The organism is Mesorhizobium sp. M0862 (assembly GCF_040319795.1).
Taxonomy (GTDB): Bacteria; Pseudomonadota; Alphaproteobacteria; order Rhizobiales; family Rhizobiaceae; genus Mesorhizobium.
This window is the reverse complement of sequence record NZ_JAMYOJ010000001.1, coordinates 482,415-504,660: the sequence shown is the minus strand read 5'-3', so window position 1 is coordinate 504,660 and position 22,246 is coordinate 482,415. Positions and strand designations below refer to the sequence as shown.

Sequence of the window (22,246 nt, the reverse complement as noted above, 5' to 3'; positions counted from 1 at the left end):
GTTCAAGGCCTTCTCCGCCTCACGCCATCGCATGGCGGTGGTTGGCCGAATAATGCCCGGTCAGATGATGCTCGAGCTGGCGCTCGATATCGGTCAGCAGGCTCGAGGCGCCGAAGCGGAACAGGTCTGGCTCCAGCCATGGCCGGCCGAGCTCCTCCTTCATCAGCACCAGCCAGTCGAGCGAAGCCTTGGCTGTAGAGATGCCGCCGGCCGGCTTGAAGCCGATGAGAAAGCCGGTCTCCTCGAAATAGGCTCGGATGGCGCGCACCATGGCGAGGCCGACGGGCAGCGTGGCGTTGACGCTTTCCTTGCCGGTCGAGGTCTTGATGAAATCGGCGCCCGCCATCATCGCCACCATCGAGGCCAGCATGACATTTCGCAGCGTGGCGAGGTCGCCGGTGCCGAGGATAACCTTGAGATGCGCATCACCGCAGGCTTCGCGCATCGAGACGATCTCGTTGTAGAGCTCCTGCCATTTGGCGCCGAAGACCAAGCCGCGCGGGATGACGACATCGATCTCGTCGGCGCCGTCGCGCACCGAAGCCTCGATCTCCTGCAGGCGGGTCGACAGCGGCGCAAGGCCGTGCGGGAAAGCGGTGGAGACGGCGGCGACATGGATGCCGGTGCCGCGCACGGCATCAACAGCCGTCGCGACGAAGGGATGATAGACGCAGACCGCCGCCGGCCGGATTTTCTCGCCCTCGATGCCAAGCCCCTCGACGATGTCGCGACGGAACGGGTTGATCGCCTTGGCGCATAGGCGGCGCACGCGCTCTTCGGTGTCGTTGGAATTCAGCGTCGTCAAATCCATGCAGGAGACCGCGCGCAGCAGCCATGCGGCCTGGTTGTCGGCCTTGATCGAACGACGCTTGGTCAGGCTGGCGACGCGGCGCTCCAGCGCCGAGCGATTGACCGAGCGCACCGATTCCATGAAGCCGAGATCGAGCCGCATGCCGGTGTTGCGGGCGATGCCATGCGATTGCGGAACGGGCGTGTTGGCTGCGGCACGCGCCGGCAGCGGCGTGACCTTGGACCCGCCGAGATCGGCTTCGCGGATTGTGCTGCTCATCTCCTGCCCTTTCGCTCGACGATTTTACGTCGTGGTGCGTGTCGTTGCTCCCGGACCGCACGGCGGCTTTAGGCGACGCACACCGAAGATAGCCCGTGAAGCATCGCTTCACGAGTCCTTCAAGCGGTCATAGCGGAAAAAGGCGGCGAAAGCAGCTGAATTTTGACCGCATGGTCAAAATTCCAATCGAGAAGCAGGCGCCGAGGCGCCTGCTGATGTCAGCCGACGAAAGCGCGCTCGACGACGAAGGTCGAGGGATGGCTGAGCGAGCCCTCATGGAAGCCGAGGCTTTCGGCCATTTCCTTGACGTCCTTCAGCATATGCATCGAGCCGCAGATCATTATGCGATCCGTCTCCGGATTGAGCTTCTCGATGCCGAGGTCGTCGTAGAATTTGCCGGAGCCGATCAGCGCCGTGATGCGGCCCATGCGCGCCGATTCTTCGCGGGTCGTCGAATTGTAGAGGGTGACGCGGCCGCCGGTCAGTTCGCCGATCAGGGGATCGTTCTCGAGCGCGGCCACCAGTTCCTGGCCATAGGTCAGTTCGGCATTGTCGCGGCAGGTGTGGGTCAGGATGACCTGATCGAATTTTTCGTAGGTATCGGGGTCGCGCAGAAGGCTGGCGAAGGGCGCGATGCCGGTGCCGGTCGAGATCATGAACAGGCGCTTTGCCGGGGTCAGCGCGTCGACAACCAGCGTGCCGGTCGACTTCTGGCGCATGATGACGGTGTCGCCGACCTGGATCTTCTGCAATTCGGAGGTCAGCGGACCATCCGGCACCTTGATCGAGAAGAATTCCAGCTCTTCGTCCCAGGCCGGGCTGGCGACCGAATAGGCGCGGTACACCGGCTTTTCGGCATTGGGCAGCCCGATCATGACGAACTCGCCGGAGCGGAAGCGCAGCGACTGCGGACGGGTGATGCGGAACGAGAACAGGCGGTCGGTGTAATGCTTCACCGAGACGACGGTTTCGGCATAGACATTGGCCGGAATCGGAAACTGCAGCGGACGGGCGCCGGCTGTGTTGAGTGCGGATGTGGTGTTCATCAATCCAACTCTGTCTTGCTCACGCCTGTGCGGGCGCCAAACCGTTTCCTGCGCGCCCAGACCATTCAGGTCCCGTCGAGCCGTTCACACACTCCAAAGCAGTGAGCTCTTGTGTCCCAAATTTATTAGTATACAAACGATATTTGTGTCAAGATACCACGCTAAAACAGCTTTCCAAACTGCGGCATATTCGTAGTTCCGCCATTTCGGATTTCGACAATGAAAGAGAATTTTTCGGTGCAACAACCGGATTCCCTGGGTCACGTCGTTGCCGGCATCGATGTCGGCGGAACCTTCACCGACCTCATTTTGATCGACGGAAATGACGGCGGAAAGGTGCATATCGCCAAGACGCCGACGACGGTCGACAATCAGGCGTTCGGCGTGGTTTCAGCGCTGGGCGCCACAGGCTTTGCCATAGACGGCATCGACCTCATCGTGCATGGCACGACCACCACCACCAATGCGGTGCTGGAACGCAGGCTGGCGAAAACCGGCATGATCACCACGCGCGGTTTTCGCGACGTGATCGAGCTTGGCCGCCGCACACGGCCGCAGCCCTACGGCATGACCGGAAGCTTCGTTCCGATCATCCCGCGCGATCTCCGGCTCGAAGTGTCGGAGCGCGTCGAGGCGTCGGGCGCGGTGCGCACGCCGCTCGACGAGGCCGAGATGCGCGACGCCGTGAAGACGCTGATCGGGGCCGGCTGCGAGTCCCTGGTCATCCATTTCCTGCATTCCTACGCCAACCCTGGGCATGAGCGGCGCGCGGCCGAAATCGCCGCCGAGCTTTGGCCGAACGGCTACATCACGACTGGCCATGCGCTGCTGTCGGAAGCCCGCGAATTCGAGCGCGGGGTGACCGCCGCGGTCAACGCCTCGGTGCAGCCGATCCTCGAGCGTTATGTCGAGCGGCTGCGCAAGGAATTGGCTGCCAAAGGTTACGCCCGCGACTTCCTGATCATGAACGGCAATGGCGGCATGATCTCGGCCCGTTTCGTCACCCGCGAATCGGCCAAGACCGTGATGTCCGGCCCGGCTTCCGGCGTCATCGCCGCCGCCTATACGGGCAAGCGCGCCGGCTTTGAAAACCTCGTCACCTACGACATGGGCGGCACCTCGACCGATGTGGCGCTGATCCGCAACGCCGAGCCGGCGGTCTCCAACGAGATCGAGATCGAATATGCGATGCCGATCCACGTGCCGATGGTGGCGGTGCATACGGTCGGTGCCGGCGGCGGCTCGATCGCCCGCGTCGATGCGGCCGGCCTGATCCAGATCGGCCCGGAAAGTGCTGGCGCCAATCCCGGCCCGATCTGCTACGGTCGTGGTGGAGCCGAGCCGACCATCACCGACGCCAATCTGGTGCTGGGCCGGCTGGCGCCGAAGAAGCTGCTGGCGGTCGAAAATCCGGTCACCGTCGAGCGGGTCACCGGCATTTTCGAAGACAGAATAGGCAAGGCCACCGGCCTCTCCGGCGTCGAAGCGGCGGGCGCGGTGCTGCGCCTGGGCAACATGAAGATGGCCGGCGCCATCCGCATGGTCTCGGTGTCGCGCGGCCATGATCCACGTGATTTCGCGCTGTTCGCCTTCGGTGGCGCCGGACCGTTGCATGCCTCCGCGCTGGCGCGCGAACTCGGCCTGCCCCGCGTGCTGGTGCCGGCCCGTCCGGGCATCACCAATGCGCTCGGCTGCGTCGTGGCCGATCTGCGTCACGACTTCGTCAACACCATCAACCAGCCGGTCGCCGTGCTCGATGAAGCCCGGCTTCGCGAGGTGCTGGAACGTCACCGCGGGGAAGGCGAGGAACTGATCGGCAAGGAAGCGGTGAAGCCGGAAACGATCCGCGTCACCCACTCTGCCGACATGCAGTTTGTCGGCCAGACCCACATCATCAACGTGCCGTTGCCGTCTTCATCGGTGACAAGGCAGGAGTTGCAGGTGCTGTTCGAAAAAGCCTATTTCGCCCGCTTCAAGGTCGAGTTGCCGGAGATCCGCGCCAATCTGGTCAACCTCAACACGTCGGTGACGGGCGTGCGGCCGGCGATCGACCTGTCACGGCTGATCGACCCGGCCGGACGTACAAAGACGCTAGACGAGGCGCTGCGCGAAACAAGGCCTGTCTGGTACGCAGGACGCTGGCACGATACGCCGATATACGCACGCGAAAAGTTGCCGCCCGATGCCGTCATCGAAGGGCCGGCGATCCTCGAACAGATGGATGCGACCACAGTGCTCGAACCCGGCGACCGCGCAAGATCGGACGCCGACGGCAACATCATCATCGATATCGGCGAGGCCTGAGATGCAAAAGCTCGACGCCATCACGCTTTCGGTCCTGCAGGCAGCCTTGCAGCAGGTCTGCGACGAGATGGATCTCACTTTCTCCCGCGCGGCCTTCTCGCCTGTCATCGCCGAAGCCAATGACCGCTCCGACGGCATCTACTCCGCCGTCGACGGCTCGCTGATCGCACAAGGCAGCCAGGGCCTGCCGGTGTTCGTCGGCGTCATGCAGTATTCGACCAGGACGGTGATCGAGATGATCGCCAACGGCCGTTGCCTGCCGCCGGAACCCGGCGACATCTACATCGTCAACGATCCCTATCTCGGCGGCACGCATCTGATGGACGTGCGCTTCGCCATGCCGGTCTACCGCGACGGCAAGATATTTTGCTGGCTATCGAATACCGGCCACTGGCCCGATATCGGTGGCTCGGTGCCGGGCGGCTTCTCCGCTTCCGCGACCGCCGTCGAGCAGGAAGGCCTGCGGCTGCCGCCGGTCAAGCTGTTCAAGAAGGGCGTGCTGGACACGGAAATCTACGCCATCATCTGCTCCAACATCCGCGTCGCCGACCAGCGCATCGGCGATATAAGAGCGCAGGCCGCAGCACTGCTGATCGGTCAGGACCGGCTCAATGGAATCCTCGATCGTTACGGCGACGAAACTGTCGTCGGGGCGATCGCCGAACTGCGTCGCCGCGCCGCCGAGCAGATGCGCGCCAACATCTCCGCCATTCCCGACGGCACATACAGTTCGAAGGCCTTTGTCGACTCGGACGGCGTGGTCAACGAACCGCTGACCATCGCGCTCGCCGTCGAGAAGCAGGGCGACACGCTGACCTTCGATTTTACCGGCTCGTCAAAACCATGCGCGGGGCCGATGAACAGCGTGCTGGCGACGACATTGTCGTCGGTCTATCTCGCCATGCGCCATATTTTCCCTGATGTGCCGATCAGCGCCGGCGCTTTCGAGCCCCTGATCGTCAAGCGGCCGGAAGGCACGTTCCTCGACGCCAAATACCCGCGGCCGGTCTCGGGCTGCGCGGCTGAAGTCTCGCAGCGCATCGCCGAGGCGGTGTTCGCGGCGATGGTGCAGGCGCTGCCGGAAAAGGTGACGGCCGCGCCCGCCGGCTCCAGCGGCAATTTCGCGCTGGGCGGCAACGATCCGGCGCGCGGCCGCGACTATGTGATGTATCAGATCTCCGGCGGCGGCTATGGCGGCAATTCCGGCCATGACGGCCTGACCAATGGCTGCTCGACCATCGGCATTTCGAAATCGCCGCCGGTCGAGATCATGGAGCAGGCCTTTCCGGTTCTCTACCGCCACTATGCCTTGCGCGAAGGCTCGGGCGGCGCCGGCAAGCAGCGCGGCGGCTTCGGGCTGGCCTATGAGGTTGAGATATTGCGAGGCGAAGCGCGCGCGTCCTTCGTCATGGACCATGGCCGTTTCGGCCCGCAAGGCGCGCTCGGCGGCAGGGACGGCGCGGTCAACACGGTGACCGTGTTCCGCGCCGGCGAGGCACACGTGCCGCCGCATCTGTCCAAGGAACAGGACATCGCGCTCAAGGCCGGCGACCGCGTGCGCGTCGGCACGCCGGGCGGCGGCGGCTATGGCGATCCGCGTCAGCGCGATCCGAAACTGGTCGCCGAGGATGTCCGGCTTGGTTACTACACCGATGAACAAGCCAAAGAGCTGTTCGGAACCTGAGAGCCGACAAGCCCGAGCCGCGTCAGGTCTGCAGCTTGGCCTTCAGCGCATCGGCGAATTTCTGCGCGATCTTCTTGAAGCCGGCGGGATCGGGATGCAGTTCGTTGGCCCAGTCGGCTACTTTCAGCGTGCCTTGCGTGTCGACCAGATGGAAATTGTTTTTGGGCTCGTCGGCCAGGCGCTTCACCACATCGCGGAATGCCGCCAGTGCGTCGTGGACGATGGCCGTGCCCTTGGCCACCGTCCAGTTGCAGAAATCGAGCGACGGTTTCAGCCACGGGCCGACACAGGACGGATGCGCTCCGTTCGGGATCGGAAAATCATAGCAATGGCCAAAGATCGGCACGCCTGGCGCGACGCGGTCGCGCAGCGCGAATAAATCGAGATAGCAGGCCTCGACCATGCCGAGCGCCTTGGTGAAGCGGTTCTTGTTCAGCCCGGGGGCGTGGCCGTCATTGAAGTCGAGGAAGATGCAGAACTGGTCGCCGGCAATGTCGTTGCCACCGGCAGAGAACAGGATGGCATCGGGCTTGCCGTCCAGCCAGTTGGCCTTTTTGCGCAGGGCGGCGATCATGCGCTGCTGCTTGGGCAGCGACATCTCGTCGGTCGCCGCATCGCCATGATGGGCAAGGTTGAGGATGGTCGGCGGCATCGAGCCGATGCGGCGCAGCTGCGCGATCACGTCGGTGTCGACGAACGGAAAGCCGTTGCCGGTGAGCGGATAGTCGAACCAGGAATCGCCCTGCGCCAGCATGACCAGCGGGCGGTTGGCGACGGCGGCCTCGAGATTGCCGGCACTTTCCCTTGCGGTTTCGAGCCGCTCGATGTTGGCTTGGTGAACCCTGATGCGCTTGGCGATGTCGTCATCGATGCGCCGTTGCGCGGCTTCCTGCACGAATTCCTGCTGGTCCATCCCCAGGTCCCTCCCACGACCGTCTACTTCCAGCTGAGCATGCGCCGATGTCCATGATCGGTCTGTAATTTAGATCACAGTAAGATTTCCTGGGGAAGGACGGCTTGCCGCGCCGTGATCGCCGCAGAGCATGTCGTTTCCGTCTCCGTGGGGCCTGCAAAAGACCATAGACTTCTATCCTTGTTTTCGCGCAATTCCGGACGGGAAACCCAACACCTTCCCTGGAATTGCTTAGTCAACGGAGATCAGGAACATGCGTCTTTTCGGTCGTTTCGTGCTTGCCGCGTCCGCCGCCCTGCTGCTTGGGACCGGTGCTGCCTCCGCCGAGAAACTCAGGATCGGGACCGAGGGCGCCTATCCGCCCTTCAACTATGCCAATTCGGACGGCACGCTGGGCGGCTTCGACATCGACCTCGGCAAGGCGCTGTGCGCCGAGATGAAGGCCGAGTGCGAATTCTCCGTACAGGACTTCGATGGTTCCATTCCGGCGCTGCAGGCCGGCAAGTTCGACGCCATCATCAACATCACCATCACGCCGGAACGGGCCGAGAAGGTCGAGTTCACCCACAAATATTACCAGACGCCGCCGGCCATCGCCGTGCCGAAGGATTCGACCATCGCCGGCACATCGCCGGACGATCTGAAGGGCAAGGTGCTGGGCGTGCAGAGCGCAACCATCCACCAGAATTTCGCCGAGCAGAAATACTCCGGCTCGACCGTCAAGGCCTATCCGACCGGCGACGACGCCCGCACCGACATGGCCAATGGCCGGCTGGACGCGATGATGGACGGCTCGATCATCCTGACCGAATGGCTGAAGAAGCCCGATGGCGCCTGCTGCAAATTGCTCGGCACGCTGGCCGCCGATCCGGCCATTCATGGACCCGGCGTCGGCATCGCCCTGCAAAAGGGCAACAAGGAACTGGCCGACAAGTTCAATGCCGCCATCGACGCCCTGCGTGCCAACGGCAAGTACAAGGAAATCAACGACAAATACTTCTTGTTCGACGTCTACGGAAGTTAACCCCTTCACCGCTCCTACCTCGGCAGCGCCATCAGGCGCTGCCGTTTTCATGAGATGACGGAGAAGTTTCTTGGTTGAGCGGCGCTCCCCTTTCTACACCAGCATCGTTGGCCTCGGCGCCACGATGGGCCGGGTCGGCGGCGACTTCGTCTCGGCCAAAACTTATTCCGGCATCGCCGACGAGCATCTGAACACGCGCAAGAATGTCGGCGTGCAGGATCTCAGCACCATGGGCAAGATGGACATCAAGGGGGCGGAAGCCGAGGCGCTGGTCAACCACATCATCGTCAACGATGCGGCCGCGATGAGCCCCGGCCAGGTGCGCTATTCCACCGTCTGCCGCGACGATGGCGGCATCATGGACGACCTCACCGTGTTCCGGCTGGCGCCTGAGCATTTCATGCTGGTGACCGGCTCGGTCAACCGGCTGAAGATGCTGCCCTGGCTGCAACATCATGCTGAAGCGCGAAAGGCCTATGTCACCGACATCACGGCGGCCGTCGCCTTTCCGACGATACAGGGGCCGCGTTCACGCGAGCTGCTGAAAGCACTGGTTTCGGATGCCGATCTCGATGAGTTGAAACGCTGGGCGTTCACTTCAGGGCGCGTCGGCGAGACCAAAGTCCTGATCTCACGCACCGGGGTGACCGGCGAGCTCGGCTTCGAACTGTTCGTGCCGGCGGACGAGGCGACTTCCGTCTGGGACGCGCTGGTGCGGACCGGCGGCGATTTCGGCTTGAAGCCATACGGCGTGCTGGCCATGTTCACGCTCGGGCTGGAAAAGGCCTATCCGGCGCATGGCATCGACATGGACGAGAGCCGTACGCCCTTCCATGTCGGGCTCGATCGCTGGATCAAGTTCGACAAGGGCGAGTTCATCGGCCGCGAGGCATTGCTCAAAATTCGCGACAAGGGGCTCGACGAACGCTGGACCGGGCTGATTCTCGACGGTGACAAGCCGGCCGCGACGGATGCCAGGGTTTTCGCCGACGGCGAGGATGCCGGCGTCGTCACCTACAGCGATCACGGCTATTCCTTAGGCAAAGTTCTGGCGACGGCGCATTTGCGGCTGCCGTTCACCGCCATCGGGACCGAACTCAGCATCGACATCGACGGCAAGCCGACCCGCGCGGTGGTGGCGCCGATGCCATTCTTCGATCCTGAAGGCGCTCGGCTGCGGGCCTAAGTCAGGCTAACTTCGCTAGCAGCCGCATAAACGTGGCCGCTTCCTTGGCCGTCAGCGGCGCCAGCGTTTCCTGGGTGATGGCGCGGGCCAACGGGATCAGCCGTTCGATCGCCTCGCGTCCCTCTGGCGTGAGGTTGACCAGCAGGCGCCTTTTGTCGACCTCATGCTTGGTCAGGTCGACCAGGCCACGCGCCTTCAGCCGGTCGATCACGCCCTTGACGGTCGCCGCATCCATGGCGATCAGCGTTCCCAACTGGTTCTGCGAGGTCTCGCCGACATCGTGCAGCTTGGCGAGTGCAGCGAATTGCGGCGGCGTCAGGTCGCTGATCTGGGCGGCAAAGATCGAGACATGGCGCTGATGCGCCTTGCGCAGGATGAAGCCGACCTGCTCCTGCAGGCGGTAATCATGTTCGTCGGGCTCTTCGGCCTCGACCAGTTTCAGCAGATTGTCCCCGCCGCTCATCGCAAGCCATCCCAGACCTTGATGTCGCCTGCAGCCAGGCCGCCCATGCGGTCATGCACGCGCGGGCCGCAGCTCATGGCGAGGCAAAACAGGATTTCGTCGGCACGCGGCCCGTCGCTGAGGCCGACCTCCATGGCGTCGAAATGGCTGCGGACATAGGCGGCGTTGGTATGGCCGAGCGGCACGTCAAGCCGCGAGCCGAAGGCGCCGACCTTGGTTGCCGACGGCACGATCGCCTTGGCGTCGCCCAGCCGCTCGCGCATGGCGTAGCCGCCAGGAACGTGCCACAGCGCGCCGTGCTCCAGCTCCCCCGACGAGCCGACAATGGTGCCCTTGCCGTAGGCGTCGATCTGCTTGATGTCGCCGCCCAATGCGGCAATGAGCTTGTCGGTGAGCAGCAGGCCAAGCGGCTTCAGATCGTCCATGGCGCTCTGCAGTTCTTCGACGTAGCGGCCGGCGAACGGGTTCTTGACCAGCGCCACGGCCGCCGCGCGGCGGCGCGGCACAGCTGCGGCCGGGCCGCCATCATGAAAGATCTCTTCGGTCAGAACCGCAATCTTGCGGATCGGAAACTCAGGCATGGGCAACTTCCTTCCCTGGATTTTTGTTGGGCGCGGCAAGCGCCATGGAACCACTGATGCGCGCTTCCCCACCTAGAAACAGCGCCGATGCGGCAATCAGGCCGCGCCGGCGAAAATCTTCGGCGACGGCAAGGCCATTGTCCAGCGCCCGCTCCACATCGTCACGCGCGAGCATGCCGACGGCTTGTGTCACCAGCCGTGCGCCGAGATCGCTGTCGGGCGCCAGTTCCTGCGCGGCAATGCGCTTGATGGCGGGATTGCCGGGCAGGTCGACGGCGTTGGCAATGAGTGTCGCCGCCGCATCGGCCTCGGCGCCGGTGCGCGCCAGCACAGTGACGGCGTCGGCGATGCCAAGCGAGAACGAACGGCCGCGCCAGCCGCTGGTGGCGACGCCGCGCACGCCGTCCGCCGAGCGAATGGTGAGGCGGTCGGCCATGCCGTTGCCGGTGCCGGCGATCGCCAGGTTCATCGACTGGCCCTTGCCGATATGGAGGGCGCTGTCGCCGCCATTGTTGACATAGGCCCGGTCGAGCTTGCGACCGGCAAGCAATGCCGAGAGCATTTCGTCGGCTACCGATCCCGCGACGGCGGCCATCGGCGTGATGAAGCATTCCGCCAACGGCATGACGGCTGCTTCCATGCGCCGCGCGGTCGGGCCGGCGAAAGTGCGCGGCGCCAGGAAAAATGCCGGCAGCCGCAATTCGGGAAGCTCCTCGACCAACTCGATCAGGATCGTCTGGAAGCGCTCGATCGCCTGATCGTAGGCGGCACGACACTCAGCCGCCTCACCAAAGGCCTCGACGATCAGGTCGATCGGCCCGTGGTTGAGGTGCAGCCGCTTGCCGTCCTGCAGCCAGTGGACTTGCGGGCCTTGCATCAAGAGGCCCCGTTCGAGCCGACGCGGCGCAACTGCGCCAGCGGCGGCCATGGATTGTGGGCCTCGGCGCCTGAGCCGCGGCGCGGGTTGAGATATTCGCCGCCTTTGGCAACGATATCCTCGACGCTGCGTATCTCGGCCTCGTAGCCGCCCAGCCGGACATAGTCGTCGCGGCGTAGCGTGAATTCGATCGGCGCCACCAGCGCCGGCGTCGGCACATAGCCGAAGGCGCCTTCCGGCACGCGCATGACGTCGACCATCAGCGTGATGCCGCCGCCCGGCCAGACATAGACCGGCGCGCCGCCAACGGTAACATAGGTATTCAAGCCCTGCACCGAGCGGGTGAGATTGACCGGGTTTTCGGTGACGCCGGCGCGCAGCGAACCGCCGGCGCCGCCGATGAACAGCACGGTGCAGAGCGCCGGCTCGCAATTGTCCTCGATCAGGCCGACCGATTTCTGCAGCCGCTCGGGGAACGGTTTTTCCACCGGCTTCAACTCGTCGTCGAGCTCGTAATAGGCGAACTGCTCGCCGGTGGTCGACACCATCAGCAGCGACAGGCCGGGGCGGGCGCCCTTCTTGGCGTTCCATTCGCCGAGGATCGACAGCGGGTCGGAAATCGAGGTGCCGCCCCAGCCGAGGCCGGGCTCGGAAACCTTGAAATAGCGGCCCGGCGTCGAACGGCGGCCGATGATCTTGATGCCGGTATCCTGCCAGCCCAGCACCTTGCCGGCCTGATGCTCGGAGACGACGCCGGTGATATGGTCGTCGACCACCACCACCTCGTCGACAAGGCCGCGCCATTGCGTGGCGAACATGCCGATGGTGGCCGAGCCGCAGCCGACCCGCATGCGGTGTTCCTGCTTGCCGTCGATGACAGGTGGTTTGCCGGCTTCGACGGTGATGGTGGCGCCGCCATCGATGGTCAGTTCGACCGGCTTGCGATTGCACAGACTGAGCATCGCGTCGCAGGTTGCGCGCCCCTCGGCCTTGGAGCCGCCGGTCAGATGATGCACGCCGCCGAGCGACAGCATCTGCGAGCCATATTCGCCTGTCGTGACGTGGCCGATCGGCTCGCCTTGCGCGCGCACGATTGCCGTTTCGGGACCGAGATGGCGGTCGGTATCGATCTTCACCTTGACGCCGCAGTACGAAAAAATGCCCTCGGTGACCACGGTGACGAGGTCGACGCCCTCGACCTCCTGGCTGACGATGAAGGGGGCCGGCTTGTAGTCGGGATAGGTGGTGCCGGCGCCGATCGCAGTGACGAAGCGTCGGCCGGTGTTGACCAGTTCGCCGTCCCATTGCTCGCCCTCGGCGGTGAAGGGCACGACCGCGGCGCCGCTCTCTGCCGCATGGTCTAGGATGGTCAGCGGGTCCATACGCACGATGCGGCCACCGACATTGCCGTAGCGGTCGCAGGCGCCGGTGCGGCCATCGGCGATGTAGCACATGACCGGACAGGCATCGCAGCGGATCTTTTCCGCCACCAGCTTTTGGCCGGGATCGTGGGTTTCAAAGCGTTCGGCAAGCTCGCTCATCGGCGCGCCTCCTTGTCGCGGATAGCAGCGCGGATGCGCGCCGGCGTCGCCGGAACTTTGGTGATGAGAACGCCGGTGGCGTGGCGTATGGCGTTGAGGATGGCGGGTGCGGTCGGGATCAGCACATGCTCGCCCAGGCCCTTGGCGCCGAACGGTCCCTCCGGATCGGGAACCTCGATCAGAATGTGCTCGATCTCAGGCACGTCGCCGATGGTCGGGATGAGATAGTCGTGCAAATTCTCGGTGCGGCCGGGGATGTATTCCTCCATCAGCGCCATGCCGATGCCTTGCGCGATGCCGCCCTCGATCTGGCCTTCGACCAGCAGCGGATTGATCGCCTTGCCGACATCGTGCGCGGCGGTGATTTTCAAGAGCTTCACCGTGCCGAGCTTGAGGTCGACCTCGAGTTCGGCGATCTGCGCGCCATAGCCATAGACGGCGTAAGGCTTGCCCTGGCCCTTGGCATCGAGCGGCAGCGTCGGCGGATCGTAGGTCTCCTCGGCGCGAAAGACGAAACTGTCCGCATCGACATCGAGCGCGGCGAGATCGATACGCCGAGTGGCTTCGCCCTCACGAATGACGATCGCCGGGCCGTCCAATTGCAGGGCCGCGTTGTCCGAGACATTGGCAAAGCGCAGGATCTTTTCGCGCAAGGCGCGGCCGGCCTTCTCGGCCGCCTTGCCGGTGACAAAAGTCTGGCGCGAGGCCGATGTTTTGCCGGCGTCGGGGCTGATCGCGGTGTCGGCGCTCTTCAGCTTGAATTTTTCCAGCGGCAGGCCGAGTGCGTCGGCGCAGATCTGGGCAATGACGGTGTTGGAGCCCTGGCCGATATCGACGGCGCCCTGATGCAGGATGACCTCCCCCTCTGGCGAGATACCGACCCGGATGGTCGACGGATTGGGCAGCGAGGTGTTGCCGCAGCCATACCAGCAGGACGCGACGCCAACGCCGCGTTGTTTGCTCGTATTGGCGGTATTGAATTTATCTGCGTCGGCCTTCGCGCGAACCCAATGCGGTCGCAAGGAGTCGAGGCACTCGAATATGCCGACGCCCGACTCCAGTCGCTGTCCGGTAACCGTTTCGGATCCGTTCCGAAGGCAGTTCTTCAGCCGAAAATCGAGCCGGTCCATGCCCAGCTTGCCGGCGAGCTCATCATAGAGCGTCTCCTGCATGATCGTCGCCTGCGGCACGCCGAAGCCACGGAAGGCGCCGGAAATCGGCCCGTGGGTGTGGATGGCGCGGCCTTCGGCGCGGTAGTTCGGCGTCGCATAGGGACCGGAGGCATGCACCGGCACGCGGTTGGCGACGGTCGGGCCCCAGCTGGCATAGGCGCCGGTGTTGAAATCGCCTGTGAAGACCATGCCGGTGACATGGCCCTCGGCATCTACGCCGATGGTCGCCTTCATCTCGGCGGGATGTCGCTTGGTGGTCGACATCATGGATTCGTTGCGGGTGTAGGCCAGTGCTGCCGGCCGGCCGGTCTTCAGCGCCACAAGGCCGATGAGCGGCTGCAGTGAAACGTCCAGTTTCGAGCCGAAGCCGCCGCCGGTCGCGGTCGGCACGATGCGCACCTTGTCGACGGCAAGACCGAGCACCTTCGCCGTTTCGTCGCGATCCATGTAGGGGGCCTGGGTGCAGGCGACGACGACCAGCGTGTCGCCGTCCATGTAGGCATGGCCGGCTTCCGGCTCGATATAGGCGTGCTCGACATAGGAGGTGTCGATGGCACCGGACACTGTGAAGGCAGCCTCGCCAAGCGCCGCCTCGGGGTCGCCGCGCTCGACAAAGCCCTTGGTCAACAAATTGGCCGGGCGGTTCGCGTGGATGAGCGCCGCCCCTTCTGCCTGCGCGTCGCCGGGCTGCAGAAAATGCGGCAGCTCGGTCCAGCGGACCGGGAAATCCTGGAGGTCGAGATCGAGCATGGCCTCGCGCTCGCCGGCGACCAGCGCCACTGCCTCGCCGCGCAGCCGCGCAAAGCCTTCGGCCAGCGCCGGCTGGTCGGCAAACGGACCGATGACGCCGAAACAGTTTTTTCCCGGAATGTCGGCGGCGGTGAAGACGCCGACGATGCCGGGATGCGACTTCACCCAGCCCTCCAGGTCGCCGAAGGCGAAGCCGGCATGATAATGCGGCGAGCGGACCACCAGCACGGCCAGCGCATCGGCGGGAAAGGCATCGGCGCCGAATTTTTCAGCGCCGGTGACTTTTGGCACGCCGTCGAGCCGGACCGGGGAGGCGCCTACAGCATTCCCTGTGGTTGGCATTCTACGTTCAAAGTTGAATTCCAACGAATGACGTTGGCGCTGCCCCTCACCCTTACCCTCTCCCCGTGAAGAACGGGGAGAGGGGAGCGTCGGCGCTGGAGCACTTCCCTTCTCCCCGTCACTATACGGGGTGAAGGTGCCGGCAGGCGGATGAGGGGCAGCGCCGTCGGTCGACGTCTCGAACCGTCCCGCATCCATCACTGCCGCAATGATCTTTCTGTAGCCGGTGCAACGGCACAGGATGCCACCCAGCGCATCCTGCACCTCGGTCTCGGTCGGATTCGGTGTGCCATCCAGCAGCGCCGTTGCCGCGACCAGCAGCGCCGGCGTGCAGATGCCGCATTGCGCGGCGCCATGTGCCAGGAAGGACGCCTGCAGCGCCGAGAGAAGGCCATCGGCGAGGCCTTCGACGGTCGTTACGGACGTCCCGGCTGCGGAGGCCGCCGGCATCAGGCAGGCGCAGACGGCGTCGCCGTCGACCAGCACCGTGCAGGCGCCGCAATCGCCGGCATCGCAGCCGACTTTGGTGCCGGTCAGCTGCAATTCATCGCGCAACACCTGCGACAGCCGGCGCAACGGCGGCACATTGACCGAGACGGCGCCGCCATTGACCGCGAAGACGATGTCTACGCGCTCGGGGCCGAAACCCGGCACGAGATCAGGCAGGGCTTCAATCATCTCGGAGTGGCTCATGCCGCCACCATGCTGTTGTCGTTCGTCAGCCCGCAAGCCCCCAGCACGGCGCGGGCGACAAGCTCGCGCGCTGCGTCGAGCCGGTATTCGGCGCTGCCGCGCACGTCGGCAATCGGCGAGAGCTCGGCCATCGGCGCGGACAGGAGCGCATCGGCGAGTGCCGGGCGGACAGGCTTGCCCACCAGCACGGCTTCGACAGCGGCGAGCCGCTTGGCCACGGCCGAGCAGGACCCGACCGCGACAGCGGCTTCCATGACGATGCCAGCCTCGGCAACGAGGCGCGCCGCCACCATGGCGATGGAGATGACGAGGTAGCGCCGCGCACCGAGCTTGACGAAGGCCGACGTGCCGGCGGCCCTGGGCTTCGGCACCCGGATGGCGGTGACCAGCTCGCCCGGTAGCAGCGCGGTGCGGCGGTTGCCGAGAATGAACTCCTGCAGCGGCAGATGACGCGTCGCGGCTGCAGAGCGCAGCTCGACCTCGGCGTCCAGCACCAGCAGTCCCGGAACGCCATCGGCGGCAGGCGAAGCATTGCAGAGATTGCCGGCGATCGAGGCGACATTCTGGATCTGCAGGGAGCCCACTTCGCGCGCGGCCTGCTTCAGCGCATCGAAAGCCGCCGGCAATGGATGGCGGACAAGGTCGGTCCAGGTGGTGCGGGCGCCCAAAACCCAATGGGTTTCGGTCTCGGCAATGCCGCGCAGCGAGTGCAGGCCGTTAATATCGAGAACATTCTCGCGGAACGGTTTGGCGCCCTGCGCCGGATAGAAATCGGTGCCGCCGGCAAGCACGCGCCAGGCGCCCTCGCCCAGCAGAACGAGCGCCTCGTCGAGCGTGGCGGGTTTCGCGTAACGGATCACGCTTTGCCTTCCAAAAAAATCGGCCTTCCCATTGGGGCCTTCAAAGGTGGGGACTTCCCGAACCCGCCAGTGTCTGATCAGGCCAAATTCATTCGTATGCAAATGATATCAAGCTGGCGGAAATTGTCAAAGCCGGAGTTTAAGGGAACCCGGCCGCCAAGCATTTCTTACGCTTGCAGAGGTTGACGCAGGCGGCCATCCGGTCAAGTTTCAGCATCCGGTCGCATCAGCGGCGTATTTCACTCGATCCCCCGTTCGAGACGTAGAAGAGGAGAGGCGCCATGGCCGACGAAGCGCTTGTTGTCATCGACCTGCAAAACGACTTCTGCCCCGGCGGCGCACTGGCGGTTGCCGGCGGCGACGAAATCGTGCCGCTGGTCAACGATCTGATTCGGCATGCCGAGCATGTCGTGCTGACGCAGGACTGGCACCCGGCCGGACATTCGAGCTTTGCCTCCAGCCATCCGGGGGCGCAGCCCTTCAGCGCAATCGAGATGCCCTATGGGCCGCAGACTCTGTGGCCCGACCATTGCATCCAGGGCAGCCTCGGCTCGGATTTTCACTCGGGGCTCGCCTGGACCAAGGCCGAGTTGGTGATCCGCAAGGGGTTCCGCCCCGATATCGACAGCTACTCCGCCTTCTTCGAGAACGACCACAAGACGCCTACCGGGCTCGCCGGCTACCTCAAGGAGCGCGGCATCGGCACCGTGACCCTGGTTGGCCTGGCGACCGACTTCTGCGTCGCCTTCTCGGCCCTCGACGCGGTCAAGCAAGGCTTCAAGACGACGGTTCGCCTCGACGCCTGCCGCGGCATCGATCTCAACGGTTCGGTCGAGGCGATGCTGAAGCGGATGCGCGATGCCGGGGTGAGGCTCGAAGACCCGATCTCGGAGTGACTGGATCGTGAGGCATCGAGGGGGCTGCGCACAGTTGGGGAAGGCTTTCGCGGCAGGTGTACTCGCTTCCGCTGTGTCTCCGCAAATGGCCTTCGCGGCCGAGGCCCGCGGCCTGCCCGATGCTGCCATGTCGCTGTGGTGGGCGCTGCCTTTCGCCGGCCTGCTGCTGTCGATCGCCACCGGACCGCTGCTGTTCCACCATGTCTGGGAGCATCATTACGGCAAGATCGCCGCCGGCTGGGCAGCGCTGGCGATCATCCCCCTGATGGTTGCATTCGGCGTTCCGGTAGCCGGCGAAGCCGTGCTGCACACGCTGCTCACCGAATACATGTCGTTCATTATCCTGCTGTTCGCGCTCTACACCATTTCGGGCGGCATCCTTGTGGCCGGCAACATCCATGGCACGCCGCTGGTCAATGCCGGGCTGCTGCTCGTCGGGGCAATGCTGGCCTCGGTGATCGGCACCACCGGCGCCTCGATGATCCTGATCCGGCCGATGCTGCGCGCCAACGACAACCGGCAGTTCAACGCCCATGTCGCCATCTTCTTCATCTTCCTGGTGTCCAACATCGGCGGCTCGCTGACGCCCTTGGGCGACCCGCCATTGTTCGTCGGCTTCCTGCGCGGCGTCGACTTCTTCTGGACGCCGGCGAACCTCTGGCGCGAGACGCTGTTTACCGGCGGCCTGGTGCTGCTTGTCTTCCTGGCCATCGACATCATGCTGCATCGCCGTGAAGGCGGCGCGCCGAAGATCAAGGATCCGACGCCGGATACAAAGGTGCGCCTTCGCGGCTTGGCCAATCTGCCGCTGCTGGCTGGCGTCATCGCCGCCATCCTGCTGTCGGCAGCGTGGAAGCCGGGCGTGACTTTCTCCATCCTCGGCGTCAGCCTCGAACTGCAGAACCTGGTGCGCGATGCCATCATCCTGGGGCTCGCCGGACTGTCGCTTGTCGTGTCACTCAAGAGCCATCGCGAGGCCAACGGCTTCACCTGGGGCCCGATCGCGGAGGTGGCGAAACTGTTTGCCGGCATCTTCATCTGCATCGTGCCGGTCATTGCCATCCTTCGCGCCGGCCATGACGGCGCGCTGGCGCCGCTGGTCGCGCTGGTGACGTCACCCACCGGGCAGCCCAATGATCTCGCCTATTTCTGGCTGACCGGCGGGCTGTCGTCCTTCCTCGACAATGCGCCGACCTATCTGGTGTTTTTCGAACTCGCAGGCGGCGACGCGCGGCACCTGATGACGGAGGCGGCCTCGACGCTGGCCGCGATCTCGGCCGGCGCGGTGTTCATGGGCGCCAACACCTATATCGGCAATGCACCCAACTTCATGGTCTACGCCATAGCCCGGCATCGCGGCGTGAAGATGCCGGGCTTCTTCGGCTACATGGCATGGTCGGGGCTGGTGCTGATCCCGATCTTTTTGATCGCGGGGTTCCTATTTTTCGGCTGATCAGCCGACGCCGACATAGCGCCTGACTGCCGATGGGTCGGCGCGCAATTGCTCGACATCGACGGTCTCGCGGTTGCGGCCGTTCTCGATGAAGCAGACGCGGTCGGCGACGGACAGCACGGCGTCGACGCGCTGTTCGACCAGAATGGTGGAGACACCTAGCTCACGCAGCTTCACCACCGTCTCGCGGATCTTGGCGATCATCGACGGCATCAGCCCCTCCGTCGGCTCGTCTAGCAACAGCACCTGCGGCTCCAGACAAAGGGCGCGGGCCATGGCCAACATCTGCTGTTCGCCACCGGACAAAGTGCCGGAGCGCTGCCGCAGCCGCTGGCGCAGCAACGGGAAGAGGTCGAGCACGCTCTCGCGCGTCGCTCTTCCGTTGCCGCGCGCCATCAGACCGATCTCGATGTTTTCCGCCACCGTCATCTCGGCGAACAGCCGCCTGCCTTGCGGCACATAGGCGACGCCGGCCTTGGGCACCTCATGCGCCGGCAGGCCGGTCAACTCCTTGCCGGCGAGCCGGATCGAACCGGCGCTCGAGCGAACCAGCCCCATGGTCGCTTTCAGCGCCGTCGTCTTGCCGGCGCCGTTGCGACCGAACAGGCACAGCACCTCGCCCTTGTTGAGCACGAGATCAAGCTCGTAAAGCACCTGAACCTCGCCATAGAAGCAGTCGAGCCCGGAGATGGTCAGCGCTTCAGTCGTGTGGGTATCAGTTTTGGGGGCTTCGCTCATGCCGCCGTTCCCAGATAGGCTTCCTGCACCTGTGTGTTGGCGCGAACCTGTTCGGGCGTGCCTTCGGCCAGGATCCTGCCGGCGTTGAAGACGGTGATGCGGTCCGCCAGCTGCATGACGACCGGCATGTTGTGCTCGATCAGGAGCACGGTGGCGCTCTTGGCAATCTCGCGCACCAGTCCGATGAAATTGTCGATCTCGCTGTCGGCCAGCCCCTGCGTCGGCTCGTCGAGGATCAAAAGCCGCGGCTTAAGCGCCAGGCCCATCGCGACTTCCAGCAGGCGCTGGTGGCCGTAGGAAAGCTGGCCGGCCGGCATATGGGCGCGGCCGGCAAGTCCGGTGCGTTCCAGCGCGGCCATGACGCCGGTGCGCACCGCACCTTTCGAGCGGCCATCGGTCAGCGTGCGCTGCACCGGCAACGCGACATTATCGTAGGCAGAGAGGTTGGCGAAGACGCTGGTGATCTGGAAGGTGTAGGCAATGCCCCGGCGCACCCTGAGATAGGCCGGCTGGCTGGTGATGTCGGCGCCGTCGAAGACGATCATGCCGGACGATGGCTGAATGCGGCCGCTGACCAGGCTGACGAAGGTGGTTTTGCCGGCGCCATTGGGGCCGATGACGGCGCGGATCTCGCCCGGCATCAGCTGAAAATCGACACCGTCGACGGCGCGCAGGCCGCCGAAACTGCGCGCCAGGCCTTTGGTGGTCAGCAACGGCATCATGGGAGCCACCCGAGCCAGCGCTGGCGGATGGTGCCCAGAATGCCTTTGGGGAAAAACAACACCAGCAGGATGAGCGCAATACCGACGATCAGGAGATAGGCGGAGGTGTAGCCGCTGGCGGTGTCGATGACATAGTACATGAACACCGTGCCGAGCAGCGCGCCCAGCGTCGTGGCGGCGCCGCCGAGCAGCACCCAGAGCAGCGGCAGGATGGAATACTGCACCGAGGCAAAGCTCGAGCCGACATAGCCGAACAGCAGCGCATAGGCCGCACCCGAGGCGGCGCAGATGGTGCCGGAGACGACGACGGCGATCAGCTTGTTGGAGAAGGTGTCGTAGCCCAGCATTTTCGTGCGCTCCTCGTTCTCGCGCACCGCGACCAAAACGCGGCCATAACGGGAGCGGACGATGGCGAGGGTGATCAGCAGCACGACCGAGAACAGCGCCAGCGCGCTCATGTAGCGCACGGTCGGGTTGGTGAGGTCGAGCGATGTCGCGCCGAAGGCCAGAACCCGCGCGGGCTGCGGCACCACCAGACCCTGGTCGCCGCCGGTCCAGGCGGCGAAATAGAGGATGACGAGGTAAAACACCTGCGCGAACATCATGGTAACGATCATGAAGGCGACGCCGGTGGTGCGCAGCGCCAGCAGGCCGATCACCAGTGCCAGCAGCGCGCCGCAGGCGATGCCGGCGAGGAAAGCGAAAGGCACGTTCCAGCCGAGATGGATGACGGCGAGACCAGCGCCATAGAGCCCGGCGGCGAAGAACATGGCGTGGCCGAGGCTGAGCAGGCCGACATAGCCGAACAGCATGTTGTAGCCCATGGCGAACACCGCCAGCACCATGATGCGGGCGACGAGGCCGTGATGATAATCCGGCAGGACGAAGCTCAGGGCGAACAGCAGCGCGATGACGCCGAGATGCAATGCATAGGCTTTTGCCGGCGAAGCTTCGCTCATCGCGGCGCCTGCCCGAACAGGCCCTGCGGCCGGAACACCAGCACCATGGCCACCAGCAGCGTGGCGATGATCTTGGCCAAAGTCGGCGAGAAGAACACCGAGATGATGCCGTCGGACAGCCCGATCAGCACGGCGGCGACGACGGTGCCGCGCAGCGAGCCGAGGCCGCCGATGATGACGACGATGAAGGACAACAGCAGCGGGTCCTGTCCCATCAGATAATGCGCCTGACTGGTCGGCACGATCAGCACGGCGGCGATGGCCGCCAGCATGGCGCCGAGCGCGAAGACGCCGGCATAGACGCGGGCGACCGGAATGCCGAAGGCCTGCGCCGTCTCGCTGTCATATTGGGTGGCGCGCATGATGAGGCCGATCTTGGTGCGCGTCAGCACCAGCCAGGTGGCGATGAGCAGAAGGGCCGAAGCGGCAATGATCGACAGCTTGTAGCCGGAATAGCCGAACCAGGGCAAAAGGATGCGGTAGCTGAAGGGCGGCTCCACCGGGCGCGCTTCCGGGCCATAGAAGCTCAACGCCAGCTGCTGGATGATGTAGAGCATGCCGATCGTGGCGACGATGGTGGCTTCCGGATTGTAATTGAGCCGGCGCAGCACAAGCCGCTCGGCTACCAGCGCAATGGCGCCGACGATCAGCGGCGCAATCACCAGCGCCGCCAGGAAGCCGAGCGTGGGATGGCCGGGTATCGCCGTCGAGATCGCCCAGGCCAGCACCGCGCCCAGCATGAAGAACTCGCCATGGGCGACGTTGACGACGCGCATGACGCCGAACACCAGCGACAGCCCAAGCGCCGTCAGCGCCAACACGGCTGAGGTGACAAGGCCTTCGAGGGCGGCGAGGAGGAGATGGGGTCCGAAATGCATTCAGGGCGCCCTTACCCTCCCCTTGTGGGGAGGGTGACCGCGCAGCGGTCGGGTGGGGGGTTGGGCACGGGCCGTCGCGACCCCCACCCCGTCTC

At 64.7% G+C, this 22,246-nt stretch carries 19 protein-coding genes; 6 read left to right on the top strand and 13 right to left on the bottom strand.

Features of this window, described 5'->3' with window-relative positions; all coding sequences use genetic code 11:
- Positions 1–19: 19 nt before the first annotated feature.
- Both deoC and NKI15_RS02510 read right to left on the bottom strand, forming a co-directional pair.
- Positions 20–1,069 carry a deoxyribose-phosphate aldolase gene (deoC, locus tag NKI15_RS02515; RefSeq protein WP_023689207.1) on the bottom strand — a complete coding sequence of 350 codons (1,050 nt, stop codon included), beginning with the start codon at positions 1,067–1,069 and terminating at the stop codon, positions 20–22.
- 218 nt (positions 1,070–1,287) lie between these two features.
- Positions 1,288–2,115, bottom strand: coding sequence for a ferredoxin--NADP reductase (locus tag NKI15_RS02510; protein ID WP_023671300.1), 828 nt, complete (start codon positions 2,113–2,115; stop codon positions 1,288–1,290).
- A 219-nt stretch (positions 2,116–2,334) separates the two neighbouring features.
- Between NKI15_RS02510 and NKI15_RS02505 the strand changes: the two genes are divergently transcribed.
- Together NKI15_RS02505 and NKI15_RS02500 are read left to right on the top strand one after the other, a co-directional pair.
- Positions 2,335–4,419: a hydantoinase/oxoprolinase family protein gene (locus NKI15_RS02505; RefSeq protein ID WP_352515089.1), complete on the top strand. Its 2,085-nt coding sequence runs from the start codon at positions 2,335–2,337 to the stop codon at positions 4,417–4,419.
- A 1-nt stretch (position 4,420) separates the two neighbouring features.
- Positions 4,421–6,103, top strand: coding sequence for a hydantoinase B/oxoprolinase family protein (locus NKI15_RS02500; protein ID WP_352515090.1), 1,683 nt, complete (start codon positions 4,421–4,423; stop codon positions 6,101–6,103).
- A 22-nt stretch (positions 6,104–6,125) separates the two neighbouring features.
- Here the strand turns inward: NKI15_RS02500 and NKI15_RS02495 are convergent, their stop codons facing one another.
- The gene (locus NKI15_RS02495) at positions 6,126–7,016 is read right to left on the bottom strand and encodes an SGNH/GDSL hydrolase family protein (RefSeq protein ID WP_352885648.1); all 891 of its coding nucleotides are present in this window, start codon (positions 7,014–7,016) and stop codon (positions 6,126–6,128) included.
- Positions 7,017–7,269: 253 nt separating this feature from the next.
- Here NKI15_RS02495 and NKI15_RS02490 point away from each other — a divergent pair, with 253 nt between their 5' ends.
- The gene (locus NKI15_RS02490) at positions 7,270–8,040 is read left to right on the top strand and encodes an ABC transporter substrate-binding protein (protein ID WP_023695906.1); all 771 of its coding nucleotides are present in this window, start codon (positions 7,270–7,272) and stop codon (positions 8,038–8,040) included.
- Between the two features lie 70 nt (positions 8,041–8,110).
- Positions 8,111–9,226 (top strand): aminomethyl transferase family protein, encoded by a 1,116-nt coding sequence (locus tag NKI15_RS02485; RefSeq protein ID WP_352460359.1) that lies wholly within the window; start codon positions 8,111–8,113, stop codon positions 9,224–9,226.
- Position 9,227: 1 nt separating this feature from the next.
- On the opposite strand, the gene NKI15_RS02480 is transcribed toward NKI15_RS02485, so the two are convergent.
- Genes NKI15_RS02480 through NKI15_RS02455 form a run of 6 tightly spaced genes read right to left on the bottom strand, consistent with a single transcriptional unit; the run spans position 9,228 to position 16,505 of the window.
- On the bottom strand, positions 9,228–9,689 hold the full coding sequence (locus NKI15_RS02480) for a MarR family winged helix-turn-helix transcriptional regulator (RefSeq protein WP_023671294.1): 462 nt from the start codon (positions 9,687–9,689) through the stop codon (positions 9,228–9,230).
- A complete protein-coding gene (locus tag NKI15_RS02475) occupies positions 9,686–10,270 on the bottom strand; it encodes an amino acid synthesis family protein (protein WP_286440592.1) in 585 nt (194 codons plus the stop codon). The genes NKI15_RS02480 and NKI15_RS02475 overlap by 4 nt, the downstream gene beginning before the upstream one ends.
- On the bottom strand, positions 10,263–11,147 hold the full coding sequence (locus NKI15_RS02470; protein WP_023714548.1) for a UPF0280 family protein: 885 nt from the start codon (positions 11,145–11,147) through the stop codon (positions 10,263–10,265). The genes NKI15_RS02475 and NKI15_RS02470 overlap by 8 nt, the downstream gene beginning before the upstream one ends.
- The gene (locus NKI15_RS02465) at positions 11,147–12,688 is read right to left on the bottom strand and encodes a 6-hydroxynicotinate reductase (protein WP_352460360.1); all 1,542 of its coding nucleotides are present in this window, start codon (positions 12,686–12,688) and stop codon (positions 11,147–11,149) included. Before NKI15_RS02465 ends, NKI15_RS02470 begins: the two co-directional genes overlap by 1 nt.
- Positions 12,685–15,630 (bottom strand): molybdopterin-dependent oxidoreductase, encoded by a 2,946-nt coding sequence (locus NKI15_RS02460; protein ID WP_502898667.1) that lies wholly within the window; start codon positions 15,628–15,630, stop codon positions 12,685–12,687. The genes NKI15_RS02465 and NKI15_RS02460 overlap by 4 nt, the downstream gene beginning before the upstream one ends.
- Before the next feature lie 11 nt (positions 15,631–15,641).
- The gene (locus tag NKI15_RS02455) at positions 15,642–16,505 is read right to left on the bottom strand and encodes an FAD binding domain-containing protein (RefSeq protein ID WP_352460362.1); all 864 of its coding nucleotides are present in this window, start codon (positions 16,503–16,505) and stop codon (positions 15,642–15,644) included.
- A 281-nt stretch (positions 16,506–16,786) separates the two neighbouring features.
- Between NKI15_RS02455 and pncA the strand changes: the two genes are divergently transcribed.
- Positions 16,787–17,401, top strand: coding sequence for a bifunctional nicotinamidase/pyrazinamidase (gene pncA, locus NKI15_RS02450; protein ID WP_023714546.1), 615 nt, complete (start codon positions 16,787–16,789; stop codon positions 17,399–17,401).
- An 85-nt stretch (positions 17,402–17,486) separates the two neighbouring features.
- On the top strand, positions 17,487–18,854 hold the full coding sequence (locus NKI15_RS02445) for a sodium:proton antiporter (protein ID WP_352515092.1): 1,368 nt from the start codon (positions 17,487–17,489) through the stop codon (positions 18,852–18,854).
- On the opposite strand, the gene NKI15_RS02440 is transcribed toward NKI15_RS02445, so the two are convergent.
- From NKI15_RS02440 to NKI15_RS02425, 4 genes are read right to left on the bottom strand one after another with little or no spacing between them, the layout of a single operon-like run.
- Complete coding sequence (locus tag NKI15_RS02440) at positions 18,855–19,592, bottom strand: ABC transporter ATP-binding protein (protein WP_352515093.1); 738 nt, start codon at positions 19,590–19,592, stop codon at positions 18,855–18,857. It abuts the gene before it with no gap.
- Positions 19,589–20,314, bottom strand: coding sequence for an ABC transporter ATP-binding protein (locus NKI15_RS02435; RefSeq protein ID WP_352515094.1), 726 nt, complete (start codon positions 20,312–20,314; stop codon positions 19,589–19,591). The genes NKI15_RS02440 and NKI15_RS02435 overlap by 4 nt, the downstream gene beginning before the upstream one ends.
- Positions 20,311–21,273, bottom strand: a complete 963-nt coding sequence (locus NKI15_RS02430; protein ID WP_352515095.1) for a branched-chain amino acid ABC transporter permease — start codon at positions 21,271–21,273, stop codon at positions 20,311–20,313. The genes NKI15_RS02435 and NKI15_RS02430 overlap by 4 nt, the downstream gene beginning before the upstream one ends.
- Positions 21,270–22,151 (bottom strand): branched-chain amino acid ABC transporter permease, encoded by an 882-nt coding sequence (locus tag NKI15_RS02425; protein WP_027049173.1) that lies wholly within the window; start codon positions 22,149–22,151, stop codon positions 21,270–21,272. The genes NKI15_RS02430 and NKI15_RS02425 overlap by 4 nt, the downstream gene beginning before the upstream one ends.
- Positions 22,152–22,246: the final 95 nt, after the last annotated feature.

Bases quoted from the DNA above. Each gene is read 5' to 3' on its own strand.
- deoC (WP_023689207.1), bottom strand. From the start codon at position 1,069: ATGAGCAGCACAATCCGCGAAGCCGATCTCGGCGGGTCCAAGGTCACG.
- NKI15_RS02510 (WP_023671300.1), bottom strand. From the start codon at position 2,115: ATGAACACCACATCCGCACTCAACACAGCCGGCGCCCGTCCGCTGCAG.
- NKI15_RS02505 (WP_352515089.1), top strand. From the start codon at position 2,335: ATGAAAGAGAATTTTTCGGTGCAACAACCGGATTCCCTGGGTCACGTC.
- NKI15_RS02500 (WP_352515090.1), top strand. From the start codon at position 4,421: ATGCAAAAGCTCGACGCCATCACGCTTTCGGTCCTGCAGGCAGCCTTG.
- NKI15_RS02495 (WP_352885648.1), bottom strand. From the start codon at position 7,016: ATGGACCAGCAGGAATTCGTGCAGGAAGCCGCGCAACGGCGCATCGAT.
- NKI15_RS02490 (WP_023695906.1), top strand. From the start codon at position 7,270: ATGCGTCTTTTCGGTCGTTTCGTGCTTGCCGCGTCCGCCGCCCTGCTG.
- NKI15_RS02480 (WP_023671294.1), bottom strand. From the start codon at position 9,689: ATGAGCGGCGGGGACAATCTGCTGAAACTGGTCGAGGCCGAAGAGCCC.
- NKI15_RS02475 (WP_286440592.1), bottom strand. From the start codon at position 10,270: ATGCCTGAGTTTCCGATCCGCAAGATTGCGGTTCTGACCGAAGAGATC.
- NKI15_RS02470 (WP_023714548.1), bottom strand. From the start codon at position 11,147: ATGCAAGGCCCGCAAGTCCACTGGCTGCAGGACGGCAAGCGGCTGCAC.
- NKI15_RS02465 (WP_352460360.1), bottom strand. From the start codon at position 12,688: ATGAGCGAGCTTGCCGAACGCTTTGAAACCCACGATCCCGGCCAAAAG.
- NKI15_RS02460 (WP_502898667.1), bottom strand. From the start codon at position 15,630: ATGATTGAAGCCCTGCCTGATCTCGTGCCGGGTTTCGGCCCCGAGCGC.
- pncA (WP_023714546.1), top strand. From the start codon at position 16,787: ATGGCCGACGAAGCGCTTGTTGTCATCGACCTGCAAAACGACTTCTGC.
- NKI15_RS02445 (WP_352515092.1), top strand. From the start codon at position 17,487: ATGGCCTTCGCGGCCGAGGCCCGCGGCCTGCCCGATGCTGCCATGTCG.
- NKI15_RS02440 (WP_352515093.1), bottom strand. From the start codon at position 19,592: ATGAGCGAAGCCCCCAAAACTGATACCCACACGACTGAAGCGCTGACC.
- NKI15_RS02435 (WP_352515094.1), bottom strand. From the start codon at position 20,314: ATGATGCCGTTGCTGACCACCAAAGGCCTGGCGCGCAGTTTCGGCGGC.
- NKI15_RS02430 (WP_352515095.1), bottom strand. From the start codon at position 21,273: ATGAGCGAAGCTTCGCCGGCAAAAGCCTATGCATTGCATCTCGGCGTC.
- NKI15_RS02425 (WP_027049173.1), bottom strand. From the start codon at position 22,151: ATGCATTTCGGACCCCATCTCCTCCTCGCCGCCCTCGAAGGCCTTGTC.